We start from the raw sequence: 12,896 nt of genomic DNA, 5'->3' as shown, positions 1-12,896 counted from the left end.
TTCACGCCGACGTCAGACGGGTTCGCGGTGCAGTGTCAACCTGCCGTCGGTGCGGCGGGCGAACAACCGCTCGCGGGCCCGATCGCCGGTCACGGCGACACCGCCCTGCCCCCGCCAGCGGGTGACGAGTTCGTCGACGGCGCGGATCTGCTTGTCCGTCAGCCCGCGGGCACCCCCGGCCAACAGCCAGCCCCTGATGACCCGGCGCCTGATCGCGTCTGGTAGCGGCGCCAGCGCCTCGGTGCGCGGATCGCCGTCGATCCCGGCGAGGATGTCGGCGGCGATGCCGTCCAGGGTGTCGGTGTCCTCCCGCAGTGCGGTCGCCGTGCGCGCCAGCGCCTCGGCCACCCCGCCGCCCAGCGCGCCCTCCAGCAGCGGCAGCACCTCGCTGCGCAACCGGACCCTGGTGAAGCGCGCGTCGGCATTGTGGGGGTCGTGCCACGGGGTGAGTCCCAGTTCGGCGCACGCGCGGTGCGTGACGGCGCGCCGCACGCCCAGCAGCGGCCTGCACCACGGCGGGTCGTAGGGCCGCATCCCCGCGATCGACCGGGGACCCGATCCGCGGCCCAGGCCGAGCAATACCGTCTCGGCCTGATCGTCGAGCGTGTGGGCGAGCAGCACCGGGGCGCCCTCCCTGGCGGTATCCAGGGCGCGGTAGCGGGCGCTGCGGGCCGCCGCCTCCGGCCCTCCCTCGGTGCCGATATCGATGCAGAGAATTTCTGCGGCAACGCATCCCGCGGACAGGGCCTGCTCTCTGGCGGTCGACGCCACCGCGGACGACCCCGGCTGCAGCCCGTGGTCGACGATCAGCGCCGTCGTCGGCCGCAGCGGCGCAGCGGCGGCAGCGAGTGCGAGCGAGTCGGGACCACCCGAGAGCGCCACACACCACCGGCCCTCACCGCCGGTGTAGACCCCCGCGAAGGCGGTGAGCGCCGCCCGCAGCTCGGCTACAGCACCCGGTCGATCCACCGCTGCGGCTCATCGATTTCCGTTGGGAGAGGGAGGGTCTGGGCGTCGGTCCAGATGGTGTTGAACCGCTGCATGCCGACCTTGGCCACCACGTCGTCGACGAAGGCCTTGCCCTTGGTGTACTGGTTCATCTTCGCGTCCACACCGAGCAACGCGCGCAGCAGCCGCTGCAGCGGGGGCTGCTTGCGTTGCCTGCGCTGATCGAAGCGCTGCCTGATGGTCGCCACCGACGGCACCACTGCGGGGCCGACGGCGTCCATGACGTGCTCGGCATGCCCTTCCAGCAGGGTGCCGAGCACCAGCAGCTGATCGAGGGCTTTGCGTTGCGGCTCGGACTGCACCGCGCGCAGCAGCCCGATCACGCCGGTCGAACCCAGTTCGGGCTCACCGTTTTTGACCACCACCTGCCGGTCGCGCACGTGATCGGCCAGCCGGCCCACCATCTTGGTGATGTCGTCGCCGGCGTCGTCGGTCAAGACCGAAAGGGCATTCGACATGTGTTGGGCCAGCCACGGATTGGCGCGGAACTGCACGCGGTGGGTGACCTCGTGCAGGCACACCCACATCCGGAAGTCCTTCGGGATCACCCGCAGCTGACGTTCCACCGCGATCACGTTGGGATACACCAGGAGCAGCTCACCCCCGCCGTCGGCAAAGGGGTCGTACTGGCCCAGAATTCCCGACGACACGAACGCGAGCACCGCACCCGTCTGGACACCTGCGATGCGACCGGTGAGCATCCGGGGCTTCGCACCGTCGGCGTGACCACCGCCCGTCATCGCCCGCATCGACTGCGCCGCGGCGCGAATCCACTGGGGCCGGTCGACGATTCGCGCCTCGGGGATCTCGCCGCCCTCGATGAGGCCGGTGACCTCGCGCACCGGCAGCTCGGAGGCCCGCGCCGATTCCGCGAGCTGCTCGACGGCTTGGTTGCGGGTGTAGTCGGTGGTCTGCGGCTCGGGGCGGGCCAGCTTGCCGCCCAGAACGGCAGCCAGGTTCCAGTCGACGGCATTGCCGACGTTGAAGCCGCTACTGGTTTTCGAGGTCATCGGCATCCGCATGATCGAAGGGTGGCGGCGAACGCGTCGAGCGAGGTTCGCCCGGTCGGGCCCGCGTCATTGGACAGCAGCGCAAAGGTGAGCACCCGCCCGCTCTCGTCGGTGACGATGCCGGCGAGGGTGTTGGTCCCGGTCAGTGAGCCCGTCTTGGCGCGGAGGTAGCCCACCGCGGCCAGACCGGCCTCGGTGTCGTGATACCGGTTCGACATGGTGCCGCTGCCGCCGGCGATCGCCAGCAGGTCGACCATCGGACGCAGTGCCGGCGTCGAATCCCCCGCCGCGGCCTGGATGATTCCGTCGAGGGTCGCGGCCGTCAGGCGGTCGTCGATCGACAGACCGCTGGAGTCCAGCAGCCGGGCTCCGGCCGTGTCGATGCCCGCCTCGTCGAGGCTGTCGAGCACGGCTTCGGCTGCACCGGCGAAGCTCTGCGGCAGACCACGGGCTTCGGCCACCTCGCGCCCGATCGACTCGGCCATCACGTTGTCGCTGCTGTGCATCATCTGACGCAGCCGCTCCATCAGCGGTGGCGACTGCACCGACGCGATCTCGTCGCCGTCCACGCTCCTGGTCACGACGGTGACCTTGGCGGGATCGACGCGCAATGCCGCGGCCAGCGCGCGGCCCGCGTCCAGCGCGGGTGTGCGGGAGCGTCGCGACTCGACGCTGACCGGCTGCGTGCGCCCGCCGTCGAGCATGACCGCCTCCATCGGCGCGATATCGCCGCCATCGATGTCCAGCGGATCCCAGCCGGGCGCCATCGTCGGCCCGCTGTAGGCGCTCACGTCCACCTGAACCGACTTCACGTCGACCCCGCTGCGGCGGATCTGGTCGGCCAGCTCGGAGATGCGCGCCGCGTCCCGGTACCAGGTGTCCTCGTCGCGCGGCGCCGCCGACAGCGTCTGATCCCCGCCTGCGACGAGCGCGACGACGCCCCGCGACGTCGACACCACCCGCGTCGTCAAGCGGGCATCGCGGTCCAGCGTCAGCAGCGCCGCCGCCGCGGTCAGCACCTTGTTCGTCGACGCGGGCTGCATCGGCACCGTCGCGCCCTGCGCCCACAGCTCCTCGCCCGTGAGCGCGTCGGTGATGCGTCCTGTGAACGTGCCCAGATTCGGGTCGGCGGCGACCACGCGCAGCGCCGCAGCGAGGCCGCCGGGTGTGGGCATGTCGGCGGAATCGGAGACCGGTACCACCCCCGGATCGGCGGTCGCAGGCGCGGGCACCGGTTCGACGGCAACCTGCTCGCCCGGCTGCCGCGCGGCCACCAGTGCCGCCGCGGCAACCACGACTACGACCAGGAGCAGCACCGACACCCCGACGACCCAGTACGTGGATCGACGCCACCGTGTGGGCCGCATTTCTCTCCTGATCCTGCCCGGCTCGCCGGGACCACCCCAGCCGCCTCTGTAGTGCAGGGTATCCCTCGTTTAGGGTTGACCCGCGTCGTCAGCAGACCAGCACACACCTAGGAGTCACGGCCGTGCAGTTCGATGTCCTCATCGAGATCCCGAAGGGTTCGCGCAACAAGTACGAAGTGGACCACGAGACCGGAAAGGTCAAGCTGGACCGCTACCTGTTCACGGCGTTCGGCTATCCCACGGACTACGGCTACATCGAAGACACCCTCGGCGAGGACGGCGATCCGCTGGATGCGCTCGTGCTGCTGCCCGAGCCTGTCTTCCCCGGCTGCATCCTGGAGGCCCGTCCCGTCGGGATGTTCCGGATGACCGACGAGAAGGGCGGCGACGACAAGGTGCTGTGCGTCCTGGCCGATCCGCGCTGGGACCACATCCAGGACATCGGCGATGTGTCGAGCTTCGAACTCGACGCGATCAAGCACTTCTTCGTGCACTACAAGGACCTCGAGCCCGGCAAGTTCGTGAAGGCCGCCGACTGGGTGGGCCGCGAAGAGGCCGAGGCCGAGATCAACCGCTCGATCGAGCGGTTCAAGACCGAAGGGCACTAGGTCCCTTCGCCGCCGCGCGTGAATTAGCGTGGCTGTAACACGGCGTAACGCCCGTGCCGTTTGACGATCCGATCATGGCGATGTGCTGCTGCATCAGGGAATCGGATTGGACGCGTTCAACGCGATGCCGATGCGCCGCGCTGTGCACGCCGTCTACGAATGCTGCTACAGCGTGCCGCTGGCCGCGGACCTGGCGCGCGCGCGCCCCTTCGACTGCCATGACCGGCTGTTCCGGTTCGCCGACACGCTGCTGTTCGGCCTCGCCGAGGACTCGATCGACTCCATATTGCAGGCCTATCCCGATGTGGGCAGGCGGCCGGGCAGTGAGAAGTCGCAGGCCGAACAGTGCGCGATTGTCGACGACCGGCCCGAGATCATGTCGGAGTTGGCGGCCGCGTCGAAGGCCTACCTCGACCATTTCGGGTTCGGCTTCGTGATGTTCGTCAACGGCTACTGCGCCGACGACGTGCTCGCGACCATGCACGACCGACTGCACAACGACATCGAGACCGAACGCAAGGTGGTCCGCAACGAACTGGCGCGGATCAACCGGACCCGCCTGGAACGCATGCTCGGCCCCGAGGGCGGCTACGACAACTGGTGAAGCCGGCCCGCTGGTCAGGACGCGCGCGGCTGTTCCAGCGATCCCAGCCGGCCGAGGACGTCGCGTCCCACCCTGGCCACGTCCTGCTGAGATGCCGCCGGGATCAGCGTCACGCCGTCGGCAACCCCTGCGGTCGCGATGTCGGCGATCAGACCCGCCAGGCCGTCGACGGTGCCCGCGTAGTGCACGGTCCGTGCGTCGCCGTCGTCCAGGGGACCCAGAACCCGCTGGGCGGAACGGAAATCACCGGCGACCGCGACCGTGATGTCGAGGATCACCGCCACGTCGTCCGCCGCACGGATCCGGGCGCGCACCCGCCGGGCCTGCTGTAGGTCCGGCGCGGCGACGCGGACGATCTGCTGGTCGCCGTCGGTGAGCTCGCTCACGCCGTCGGCGAGCCGGTCATCTGCCACGAAAAGCCGCACCCGGCCAAGCTAGCCAGCCGGCCGGGTGCGACGCACTCTTTGCGATCAGCGCGAGCGCAACGAGCGCTCAGCGGGTGTGGTCGTTCTGCTGATCCGCCGGTGCCTCATCGCTGGTTGACGTGGCGTTATTGCGGACGTCGTGCACGCGCGTTTTGTACAGGCTCGCCGCGGTCGTGATCAGCAGCGTGACGATGATCACGCCCAGTGAGGCCAGCGTCGGGATCTCCGGCACCGGAACGTGCTCACCGCCGTTGATGAACGGCAGCTCGTTCTCGTGCAGCGCGTGCAGCAGCAGCTTCACGCCGATGAACCCGAGAATGAACGCGAGCCCCTGCGACAGGTACACCAGCCGCTTGAGCAGATCGCCGAGCAGGAAGTACAGCTGGCGCAAGCCCATCAGTGCGAACACATTCGCGGTGAACACCAGGTACGGCTCCTGGGTGAGGCCGTAGATCGCGGGGATCGAGTCGAGCGCGAACAGCAGGTCGGTGGTGCCCAGCGCGATGATCACCAGGAACATCGGCGTCATCAGGCGCTGGCCGTTCTCTTTCACCCACAGCCGCAGGCCGTCCCACTGGTCGGTGAACTTCATCCGCTTCTGGGCGAACTTCACCACCGCGTTGTCACCGTCGTCGTCGTGGTCGGTGTCCCTCACCAGCTTGATGGCGGTGTAGATCAAGAACGCGCCGAAAAGGTAGAAAACCCACGAGAACTGGTTGATGGCGACGGCGCCGAGTGCGATGAAGATGCCGCGGAAGATCAGCGCCAAGATGATGCCGACCAGAAGCGCCTGCTGCTGATAGATCCGCGGCACCTTGAAGCTGGCCATGATGATCAAGAAGATGAACAGGTTGTCCACCGACAGGCTGTACTCGGTGAGCCAGCCCGCGAAGAACTCGACCCCGTACTGGTGGCCGTGGAACACCCACGTCCAGATGCCGAACGCGATGGCCAGCCCGACGTAGATCGTCAACGCTGTTCCGGTCTCGCGTCTGGACGGCTCGTGGGGCCTGCGCCCGATGACGAGGACATCGAAAAGCAGGATGCCTATCGTCACGGCGAGGGTGATGCCCCACTCAAGGCCACTTACGTTCATCGAACCTCCGGTCGTTTCACACGCCGGAGGTCTCTTCCACCACCGCCACCGGCGGTAGGCCCGCAGCACCGGTCCTCCGACCACGGAAGACGTGATGACGACACTGCGGCGAAGGAATACTCCCCTCCAAGCTGCTCATCATGCCAGTCGGCCGCCCGACACGCGAAACGAGCAGCCCGACGACAAGAGGTCACCCCGGACGCTTAGTAGTTTGTACCCGTGACAGCGCCGGATCGAACCCCCGAGATCCCCAGTCAATACCTGCTGTCGGCGTACGCGTCCGCGTCACGCACGTTGATCGACATCCTCAACGAGACGGCCCGCCGCTTCCCCGACGCGCCCGCGATCGACGACGGCACCGTGCAGCTGACCTACGCCGAGCTCATCTCCGATGTCGAGGACAGCGTGGCGTGGCTGGGCGCCCGCGGAATCGGCCGCGGCGACCGCATCGGGATCAGGATGCCGTCGGGCAGCTACGCGCTCTACGTCGCGATCCTCGCCACCCTCGCCGCGGGTGCGGCCTATGTCCCTGTCGACGCCGACGACCCGCAGGAGCGGGCCGATCTGGTCTTCACCGAGGCAGCAGTCGTCGCGATCATCACGGAGAAAGGGCTGGTACGCGGGCCGGGCTCGTCGCGTGGGTGGCGCGCCGCGGCGCCGCTGAGCCGAGACGACGCATGGATCATCTTCACTTCCGGGTCGACGGGAACCCCGAAGGGCGTGGCGGTCACCCACCGCAACGCGGCGGCGTTCGTCGACGCCGAGGCGAAGATGTTCCTGCAGAACAACCCGCTGGGCCCCGGCGACCGGGTGCTGGCCGGGCTGTCGGTGGCGTTCGACGCGTCCTGCGAGGAGATGTGGCTGGCCTGGCGCCACGGCGCATGCCTGGTCCCGGCGCCGCGATCGCTGGTGCGCAGCGGCATGGACCTCGGCCCGTGGCTGGTCTCACGTGACATCACCGTGGTCTCGACGGTGCCGACGCTGGCGGCCCTGTGGCCCGCCGAGGCTTTGGAGGCGGTGCGGCTGCTGATCTTCGGCGGTGAGGCCTGCCCTCCCGAGCTCGCCGAGCGGCTCGCGGCGGGCCCTGACTCCGCGGGCCGCGAGGTGTGGAACACCTACGGCCCCACCGAGGCGACGGTCGTCGCGTGCGCGGCGCGCCTGGACGGTAAGAGCGCGGTCAGTATCGGCCTGCCTCTGCCGGGCTGGGATCTCGCCGTCGTAGACAGACAGGGCGAACCGGTCGCGGTCGGCGAGGTCGGTGAACTCGTCATCGGCGGGGTCGGGCTGGCGCGCTACCTCGATGCGGACAAGGACGCCGAGAAGTACGCGGCGTTCCCGACACTGGCGTGGAGCCGGGCCTACCGCAGCGGCGACCTGGTGCGGCTGGAGCTGGACGGGCTCTACTTCGTCGGTCGCGCCGACGACCAGGTGAAGGTCGGCGGCCGCAGAATCGAGCTCGGCGAGGTCGACACCGCGCTGGTGAACCTGCCCGGTGTCAGCGGCGGAGCGGCCGCGGTGCGCAAGACGGCGACCGGCACACCGCTTCTCGTGGGATACATCGCCGTCGCACCTGGTCTCGAAGGGACCTTCGACGTGCAGGAGGCGCGCGCCAGGCTGTCGGAGTCGCTGCCCGCGGCGCTCGTGCCGCGTCTGGTCGTCGTCGACGAACTGCCGACCCGCACATCGGGGAAGGTGGACCGCGACGCGTTGCCGTGGCCCGTGGGTGACGCCGAAGGTGGCGCCGAGGACGTCGATCTGGGAGGCGGCACCCTGGGCTGGCTGGCCGGGCTGTGGCGCGAGGTGCTCGCGGCGCCGGTCGACGGACCCGAGGCCGACTTCCACGCGCTCGGCGGTGGATCGCTGTCGGCGGCGCAGCTCATCGCCGCACTGCGGCAACGCTATCCGCAGGTGACCGTCGCCGACCTCTACGACCATCCGCGTCTCGGCTCGCTCGCCGGCTATCTCGACGAACTCGACCCACCCCCGGCGGTGGAGACGCGGGTCGTCAAGCCGGTGTCGCGGCTGACGCAGGCTGTGCAGGTCGCGCTGACGGTGCCGCTGGCCATGCTGACCGGAATGCAGTGGGTGGTGTGGCTGGCGATCGCCAACAATGTCGCCGCCGAACTCTCGCTGGTCGAGTGGGCGCGACCCATCGACTGGTGGTGGGTGCTCGTCGGATTCCTGCTGTTCGTCACCCCACCGGGACGCATGGGCATCGCGGTGTTCGGCGCGCGGATTCTGGTCGGCAGTCTGCAGCCCGGGACGTACCGGCGCGGCGGCTCGGTGCACCTGCGGGTGTGGCTGGCCGAACGGCTCGCCGAGGCCAGCGGCGCCGAGAACATGGCCGGGGCGCCATGGCTCGTCTACTACGCCCGGCTGCTCGGCAACAAGGTCGGCACCGGCGTCGACCTGCACTCGGCCCCTCCGGTGACCGGGATGCTGACCCTGGGGCACCGCTGCTCCATAGAGCCCGAGGTCGACCTGACCGGGCACTGGATCGACGGCGATCTGTTCCACGTGGGACCGATCACGGTGGGCAACGACGCGACCGTGGGTGCACGCACGACGCTGCTGCCCGGGGCGGTCGTCGGCAAGAACGCCGACGTCGCGCCCGGCTCCGGAGTGGTCGGCAAGGTGAAGAACGGCCAGTACTGGAAGGGCTCACCGGCGGTGAAGTCCGGCAAGGCCAAACACCCGTGGCCCGACCATCGCCCGCCCCGTGCGCCGCTGTGGGTGGCGATGTACGGCGTCACGTCGATGCTGCTCGGTGCTCTGCCGCTGGCCGCGCTCGCCGTCGGTCTCGCGGTCATCGGATGGGGCGTGCGCGGCACGTCGACGGTGACGTCGGCGATCGTGCCCGCGCTGCTGTGGGTCGTACCCGCCACGCTGGCGGCCGTCGTCGCCTACGCGCTGCTGACATTCCTCGGTGTGCGGGGGCTGTCGCTGGGCCTTCGGGAGGGCTACCACCCGGTGCGCAGCCGCTCGGGCTGGCAACTGTGGGCCACCGAACGCCTGATGGACGGCGCACGCAACTATCTGTTCCCGATCTACGCGGGCCTGCTCACACCCTGGTGGCTGCGCCTGCTGGGCGCGAAAGTCGGTAAGGGAACCGAGATCTCGACTGCGCTGCTGATCCCGAAGTTCACCGTCGTCGACGACGGCGCGTTCCTCGCCGACGACACCATGGTGGCGTCCTACGAATTGGGCGGCGGCTGGATCCACGTCGCACGGGCCACGGTCGGCAAGCGCGCGTTCCTGGGCAACTCGGGCATCACCCAGCCGGGGCGCCGGGTTCCCGACGACGGCCTGGTCGCGGTGCTGTCGGCCACGCCGCACAAGGCGAAGGCGGGCTCGTCCTGGCTGGGTAGCCCCCCGGTGCGGCTGCGCCGCCAGCCCACCGCTGCCGACGCGCTGCGCACCTTCCACCCGTCGCCGCGGCTCAAGGCGCTGCGCGCCACCGTCGAGACGTTCCGGTTCGTGCCTGTGATCGTCACGTTCGCGATCGGGGTGGCAGTGTTGTTCGCCATCCAGGCGCTCGCCGGGTCCTTCGGCTGGCTCTGGGCGGCCCTGGCCGCCGGGCTGGTCCTGCTCGCCGCGGGCGCGGTGGCCGGCAGTATCGCTGTGATCGCGAAATGGCTTCTGGTAGGCCGGATCACGGCGATCGAGCATCCGCTGTGGTCGTCGTTCGTGTGGCGCAACGAGGTGTCGGACACCTTCGTCGAGACCGTCGCCGCACCGTGGTTCGCCCGCGCCGCATCGGGTACGCCGGTGATGAACCTGTGGCTGCGGGCCCTGGGCGCGAAGATCGGACGCGGCGTGTGGTGTGAGACCTACTGGCTTCCCGAAGCCGACCTGGTGACCTTGGACAGAGGTGCCACCGTCAATCGCGGATGTGTCGTGCAGACCCACCTGTTCCACGACCGGATCATGCGGATGGACACCGTGATCCTGGACGAGGGCGCCACGCTGGGTCCGCACTGCGTGGCGCTGCCCGCGGCGCGGATCGGCGCGGCCGCCACCGTCGGGCCGGCCTCGCTGGTGATGCGCGGCGACGAGGTACCCGCGTCCACGCGGTGGCAGGGCAATCCGATCGCACCGTGGAACCCGCCCCGCAAGAAGCGAGGCGACGCAACGGATCCGAAACCCAAGAAGTCCGCGGCCGCGTGACGGTGCGCAAACGGGCCGCGAAGAAGAGCGCGCCCCCCGTCATCGATCCGTATCTGCCCGGCGCAGGAAACTTCGGCTACCGGGTGTCGCGCTACGAGCTCGAACTCGAGTACAAGGTGGCGATCAACCGCCTCGCCGGCTCGGCGACGATCACGGCCGTCACCCTGGCCGAGCTCCGAACCTTCACCCTCGACCTGTCGAGCGCGCTGTCGGTGACCAGGGTGACCGTGAACGGCAAGCGTCCCGCTCAATTCCGGACGGCCGCAGGAAAAGTGCACATCACCCTGTCGGAACGGTTGGCCGCGGGCACGGCGATGACGGTCGCCGTCCGTTACGGCGGAACCCCCCGCCCGATCCGATCCCTCTGGGGCGCGGTCGGTTTCGAGGAACTCACCGAGGGCGCCCTCGTCGCGGGCCAGCCGAACGGTGCGGCGTCGTGGTTCCCGTGCGACGACCACCCGAGCGCGAAGGCGAGCTTCCGCATCCAGATCGCGACCGAGAGCCCCTATTTCGCGCTGGCGAACGGCAAACTGCTGGCCAAGCGAGCCCGTGCAGGCATGACGACGTGGGTCTACGAACAGGCGGAGCCCACCTCGACCTACCTGATGACCCTGCAGATCGGCGTGTACGACAGGCACCGGATGGCCAAGAACGGCGTCGAGATCTTCGCGGTGCTGCCCGGCCGGCTGCGCGGCGCCTTCGACCACGACTTCGGGCGACAGCCGCAGATGATGAAACTGTTCACGCAGCTGTTCGGGCCGTATCCGCTCGCCACCGGCTACACCGTCGTGGTCACCGATGATGCTCTCGAGATTCCGCTTGAAGCGCAGGGAATCTCGATCTTCGGCGCCAACCACTGTGACGGCAAGCGGGGGTCGGAGCGCCTGATCGCGCACGAACTCGCGCACCAGTGGTTCGGCAATTCCGTCACCGTGCAACGTTGGCGCCACATCTGGCTGCACGAAGGGTTCGCCTGCTATGCCGAGTGGTTGTGGTCGGAGCACTGCGGCGAACGCAGCACCGACGAATGGGCCCGTCATTACCACCACCGCCTCAAGAGTTCGGCACAGAACCTCGTCCTCGCCGACCCGGGGGCGCGCGACATGTTCGACGACCGCGTCTACAAGCGCGGGGCGCTCACCCTGCACACCTTGCGCAGACGCATCGGCGACGCCAAGTTCTTTGCGCTGCTTCGTGACTGGACGACTCTGCACCGTCACAGCAGCGTGGTCACCGACGATTTCATCGGCCTGGCCGGACAGTACGCCGACGACTCGCTGCGCTCGCTGTGGGCGGCCTGGTTGTATTCGACGCGGGTCCCACCACTGGACAACGGCTCGTGACCGACGCGACCGCGGGGCCCTCAGGCGCGGTGAGCCGGGCCAGCGTGGTCCGGGTCGGGGCGGCGACGGCGATCTCGGCGCTGTGCGGCTACGCCGTGCTGTACCTGGCGGCCCGCGATCTCGAGCCGGCCGGGTTCTCGGTGTTCGGAGTCTTCTGGGGGGCGTTCGGCCTGGCCAGCGGTGCCGCGTTCGGGCTGCTGCAGGAGACGACACGCGAAGTACGTTCTCCCTCCGCTGATCCCGCGGGCCGCCATACGCACCCGTTGCGCGTCGCCGCGGCGGTCGGGCTCGCGGCGGCCGCCGCCATCGCCGTGACGTCCCCGCTGTGGTCGGGTCACGTGTTCACCGATGCCCGCCTGCTCAGCGTCGTATTGCTGTGCGCCGGGCTGGCCGGGTTCTGCCTGCACACCACGCTGCTGGGCGCCCTGGCCGGGATGAACCGGTGGGGCGAGTACGGCGCGCTGATGGTCACCGACGCCGTGCTGAGAGTGGCCGTCGCGGTGGCCGGCTTCATTCTCGGCTGGGGACTCGGCGGCTATCTGTGGGCGACCGTCGCCGGCGCGTTCGGCTGGTTGCTGATGGTGGTCGCGTCCCCGGTGACACGAGCCGCGGCGCGGGTGCGAACGTCCGTCGGCACCGTGACGTTTCTGCGCGGCACCGGACACTCGATCGCGGCTGCGGGCGCCAGCGCCATCCTGGTGATGGGCTTTCCCGTCCTGCTCAAAGCCACCTCCGACGATCTCGGGGCCGCGGGCGGCGTGGTGATCCTGGCGGTGACCCTGACGCGGGCCCCGTTGCTGGTCCCGCTCACCGCGATGCAGGGCAATCTGATCGCGCACTTCGTCGATCACCGCGACCACCGTCTCAAGGCGCTCATCGCGCCGTCGGCGCTCGTCGGGGCCGTCGGCGCGGCCGGTGTGGTGCTGGCGGCGACCTTCGGGCCGTGGTTGCTGCGCGAGGCCTTCGGCGCGCAGTATGTCGCCGACGGCGCGCTGCTGGGGTGGCTGACCGCCGCCGCGGTGGGTATCGCGCTGCTGACGCTGACCGGTGCAGCCACCGTCGCGGCCGCCCTGCATCGCGCCTATGCCTCGGGATGGGTGATCGCCACCGTGGCGTCGACGCTGCTGTTGCTGTTACCGCTGGACCTGCAGACTCGCACCGTGGTGGCCCTGATGTGCGGACCCGTGGTCGGCATCGCCGTGCACCTGACGGCCCTTGCCGGACACCGCCGCAGCACCGCGCCCACCTATGCTGCCATCGATGACTGA

Annotated in this window: 10 protein-coding genes; 5 read left to right on the top strand and 5 right to left on the bottom strand. The window is 69.5% G+C overall.

The features are described 5' to 3' along the window. Window positions 1–12 precede the first annotated feature (12 nt). Genes tilS through dacB form a run of 3 tightly spaced genes read right to left on the bottom strand, consistent with a single transcriptional unit; the run spans window position 13 to window position 3,385 of the window. The gene (gene tilS / locus ACAG24_RS03325; protein WP_370471249.1) at window positions 13–969 is read right to left on the bottom strand and encodes a tRNA lysidine(34) synthetase TilS; all 957 of its coding nucleotides are present in this window, start codon (window positions 967–969) and stop codon (window positions 13–15) included. After that, complete coding sequence (locus tag ACAG24_RS03320) at window positions 948–2,024, bottom strand: Rv3626c family coenzyme F420 biosynthesis-associated protein (RefSeq protein ID WP_370471770.1); 1,077 nt, start codon at window positions 2,022–2,024, stop codon at window positions 948–950. The genes tilS and ACAG24_RS03320 overlap by 22 nt, the downstream gene beginning before the upstream one ends. After that, on the bottom strand, window positions 2,015–3,385 hold the full coding sequence (gene dacB / locus ACAG24_RS03315) for a D-alanyl-D-alanine carboxypeptidase/D-alanyl-D-alanine endopeptidase (RefSeq protein ID WP_370471248.1): 1,371 nt from the start codon (window positions 3,383–3,385) through the stop codon (window positions 2,015–2,017). The genes ACAG24_RS03320 and dacB overlap by 10 nt, the downstream gene beginning before the upstream one ends. A 122-nt stretch (window positions 3,386–3,507) precedes the next feature. On the opposite strand from dacB, the gene ACAG24_RS03310 reads away from it, so the two are divergent. After that, window positions 3,508–3,993, top strand: coding sequence for an inorganic diphosphatase (locus ACAG24_RS03310; protein ID WP_270713681.1), 486 nt, complete (start codon window positions 3,508–3,510; stop codon window positions 3,991–3,993). Between the two features lie 82 nt (window positions 3,994–4,075). After that, the gene (locus ACAG24_RS03305) at window positions 4,076–4,597 is read left to right on the top strand and encodes a 2-oxo-4-hydroxy-4-carboxy-5-ureidoimidazoline decarboxylase (protein ID WP_370471247.1); all 522 of its coding nucleotides are present in this window, start codon (window positions 4,076–4,078) and stop codon (window positions 4,595–4,597) included. Between the two features lie 14 nt (window positions 4,598–4,611). Here the strand turns inward: ACAG24_RS03305 and ACAG24_RS03300 are convergent, their stop codons facing one another. Both ACAG24_RS03300 and ACAG24_RS03295 read right to left on the bottom strand, forming a co-directional pair. Continuing rightward, on the bottom strand, window positions 4,612–5,022 hold the full coding sequence (locus ACAG24_RS03300) for a hypothetical protein (RefSeq protein ID WP_370471246.1): 411 nt from the start codon (window positions 5,020–5,022) through the stop codon (window positions 4,612–4,614). Between the two features lie 67 nt (window positions 5,023–5,089). Beyond that, a complete protein-coding gene (locus tag ACAG24_RS03295) occupies window positions 5,090–6,118 on the bottom strand; it encodes a TerC family protein (RefSeq protein ID WP_370471245.1) in 1,029 nt (342 codons plus the stop codon). A gap of 219 nt (window positions 6,119–6,337) precedes the next feature. Here ACAG24_RS03295 and ACAG24_RS03290 point away from each other — a divergent pair, with 219 nt between their 5' ends. From ACAG24_RS03290 to ACAG24_RS03280, 3 genes are read left to right on the top strand one after another with little or no spacing between them, the layout of a single operon-like run. Next, a complete protein-coding gene (locus ACAG24_RS03290; RefSeq protein ID WP_370471244.1) occupies window positions 6,338–10,285 on the top strand; it encodes a Pls/PosA family non-ribosomal peptide synthetase in 3,948 nt (1,315 codons plus the stop codon). Next, on the top strand, window positions 10,282–11,628 hold the full coding sequence (locus ACAG24_RS03285) for a M1 family metallopeptidase (protein WP_370471243.1): 1,347 nt from the start codon (window positions 10,282–10,284) through the stop codon (window positions 11,626–11,628). Before ACAG24_RS03290 ends, ACAG24_RS03285 begins: the two co-directional genes overlap by 4 nt. Then, window positions 11,625–12,896 carry a hypothetical protein gene (locus ACAG24_RS03280; RefSeq protein WP_370471242.1) on the top strand — a complete coding sequence of 424 codons (1,272 nt, stop codon included), beginning with the start codon at window positions 11,625–11,627 and terminating at the stop codon, window positions 12,894–12,896. The genes ACAG24_RS03285 and ACAG24_RS03280 overlap by 4 nt, the downstream gene beginning before the upstream one ends.

This window comes from Mycobacterium bulgaricum (genome assembly GCF_041287165.2).
Lineage (GTDB): Bacteria > Actinomycetota > Actinomycetes > Mycobacteriales > Mycobacteriaceae > Mycobacterium > Mycobacterium bulgaricum.
This window is presented reverse-complemented; position numbering and strand designations above follow the sequence as displayed.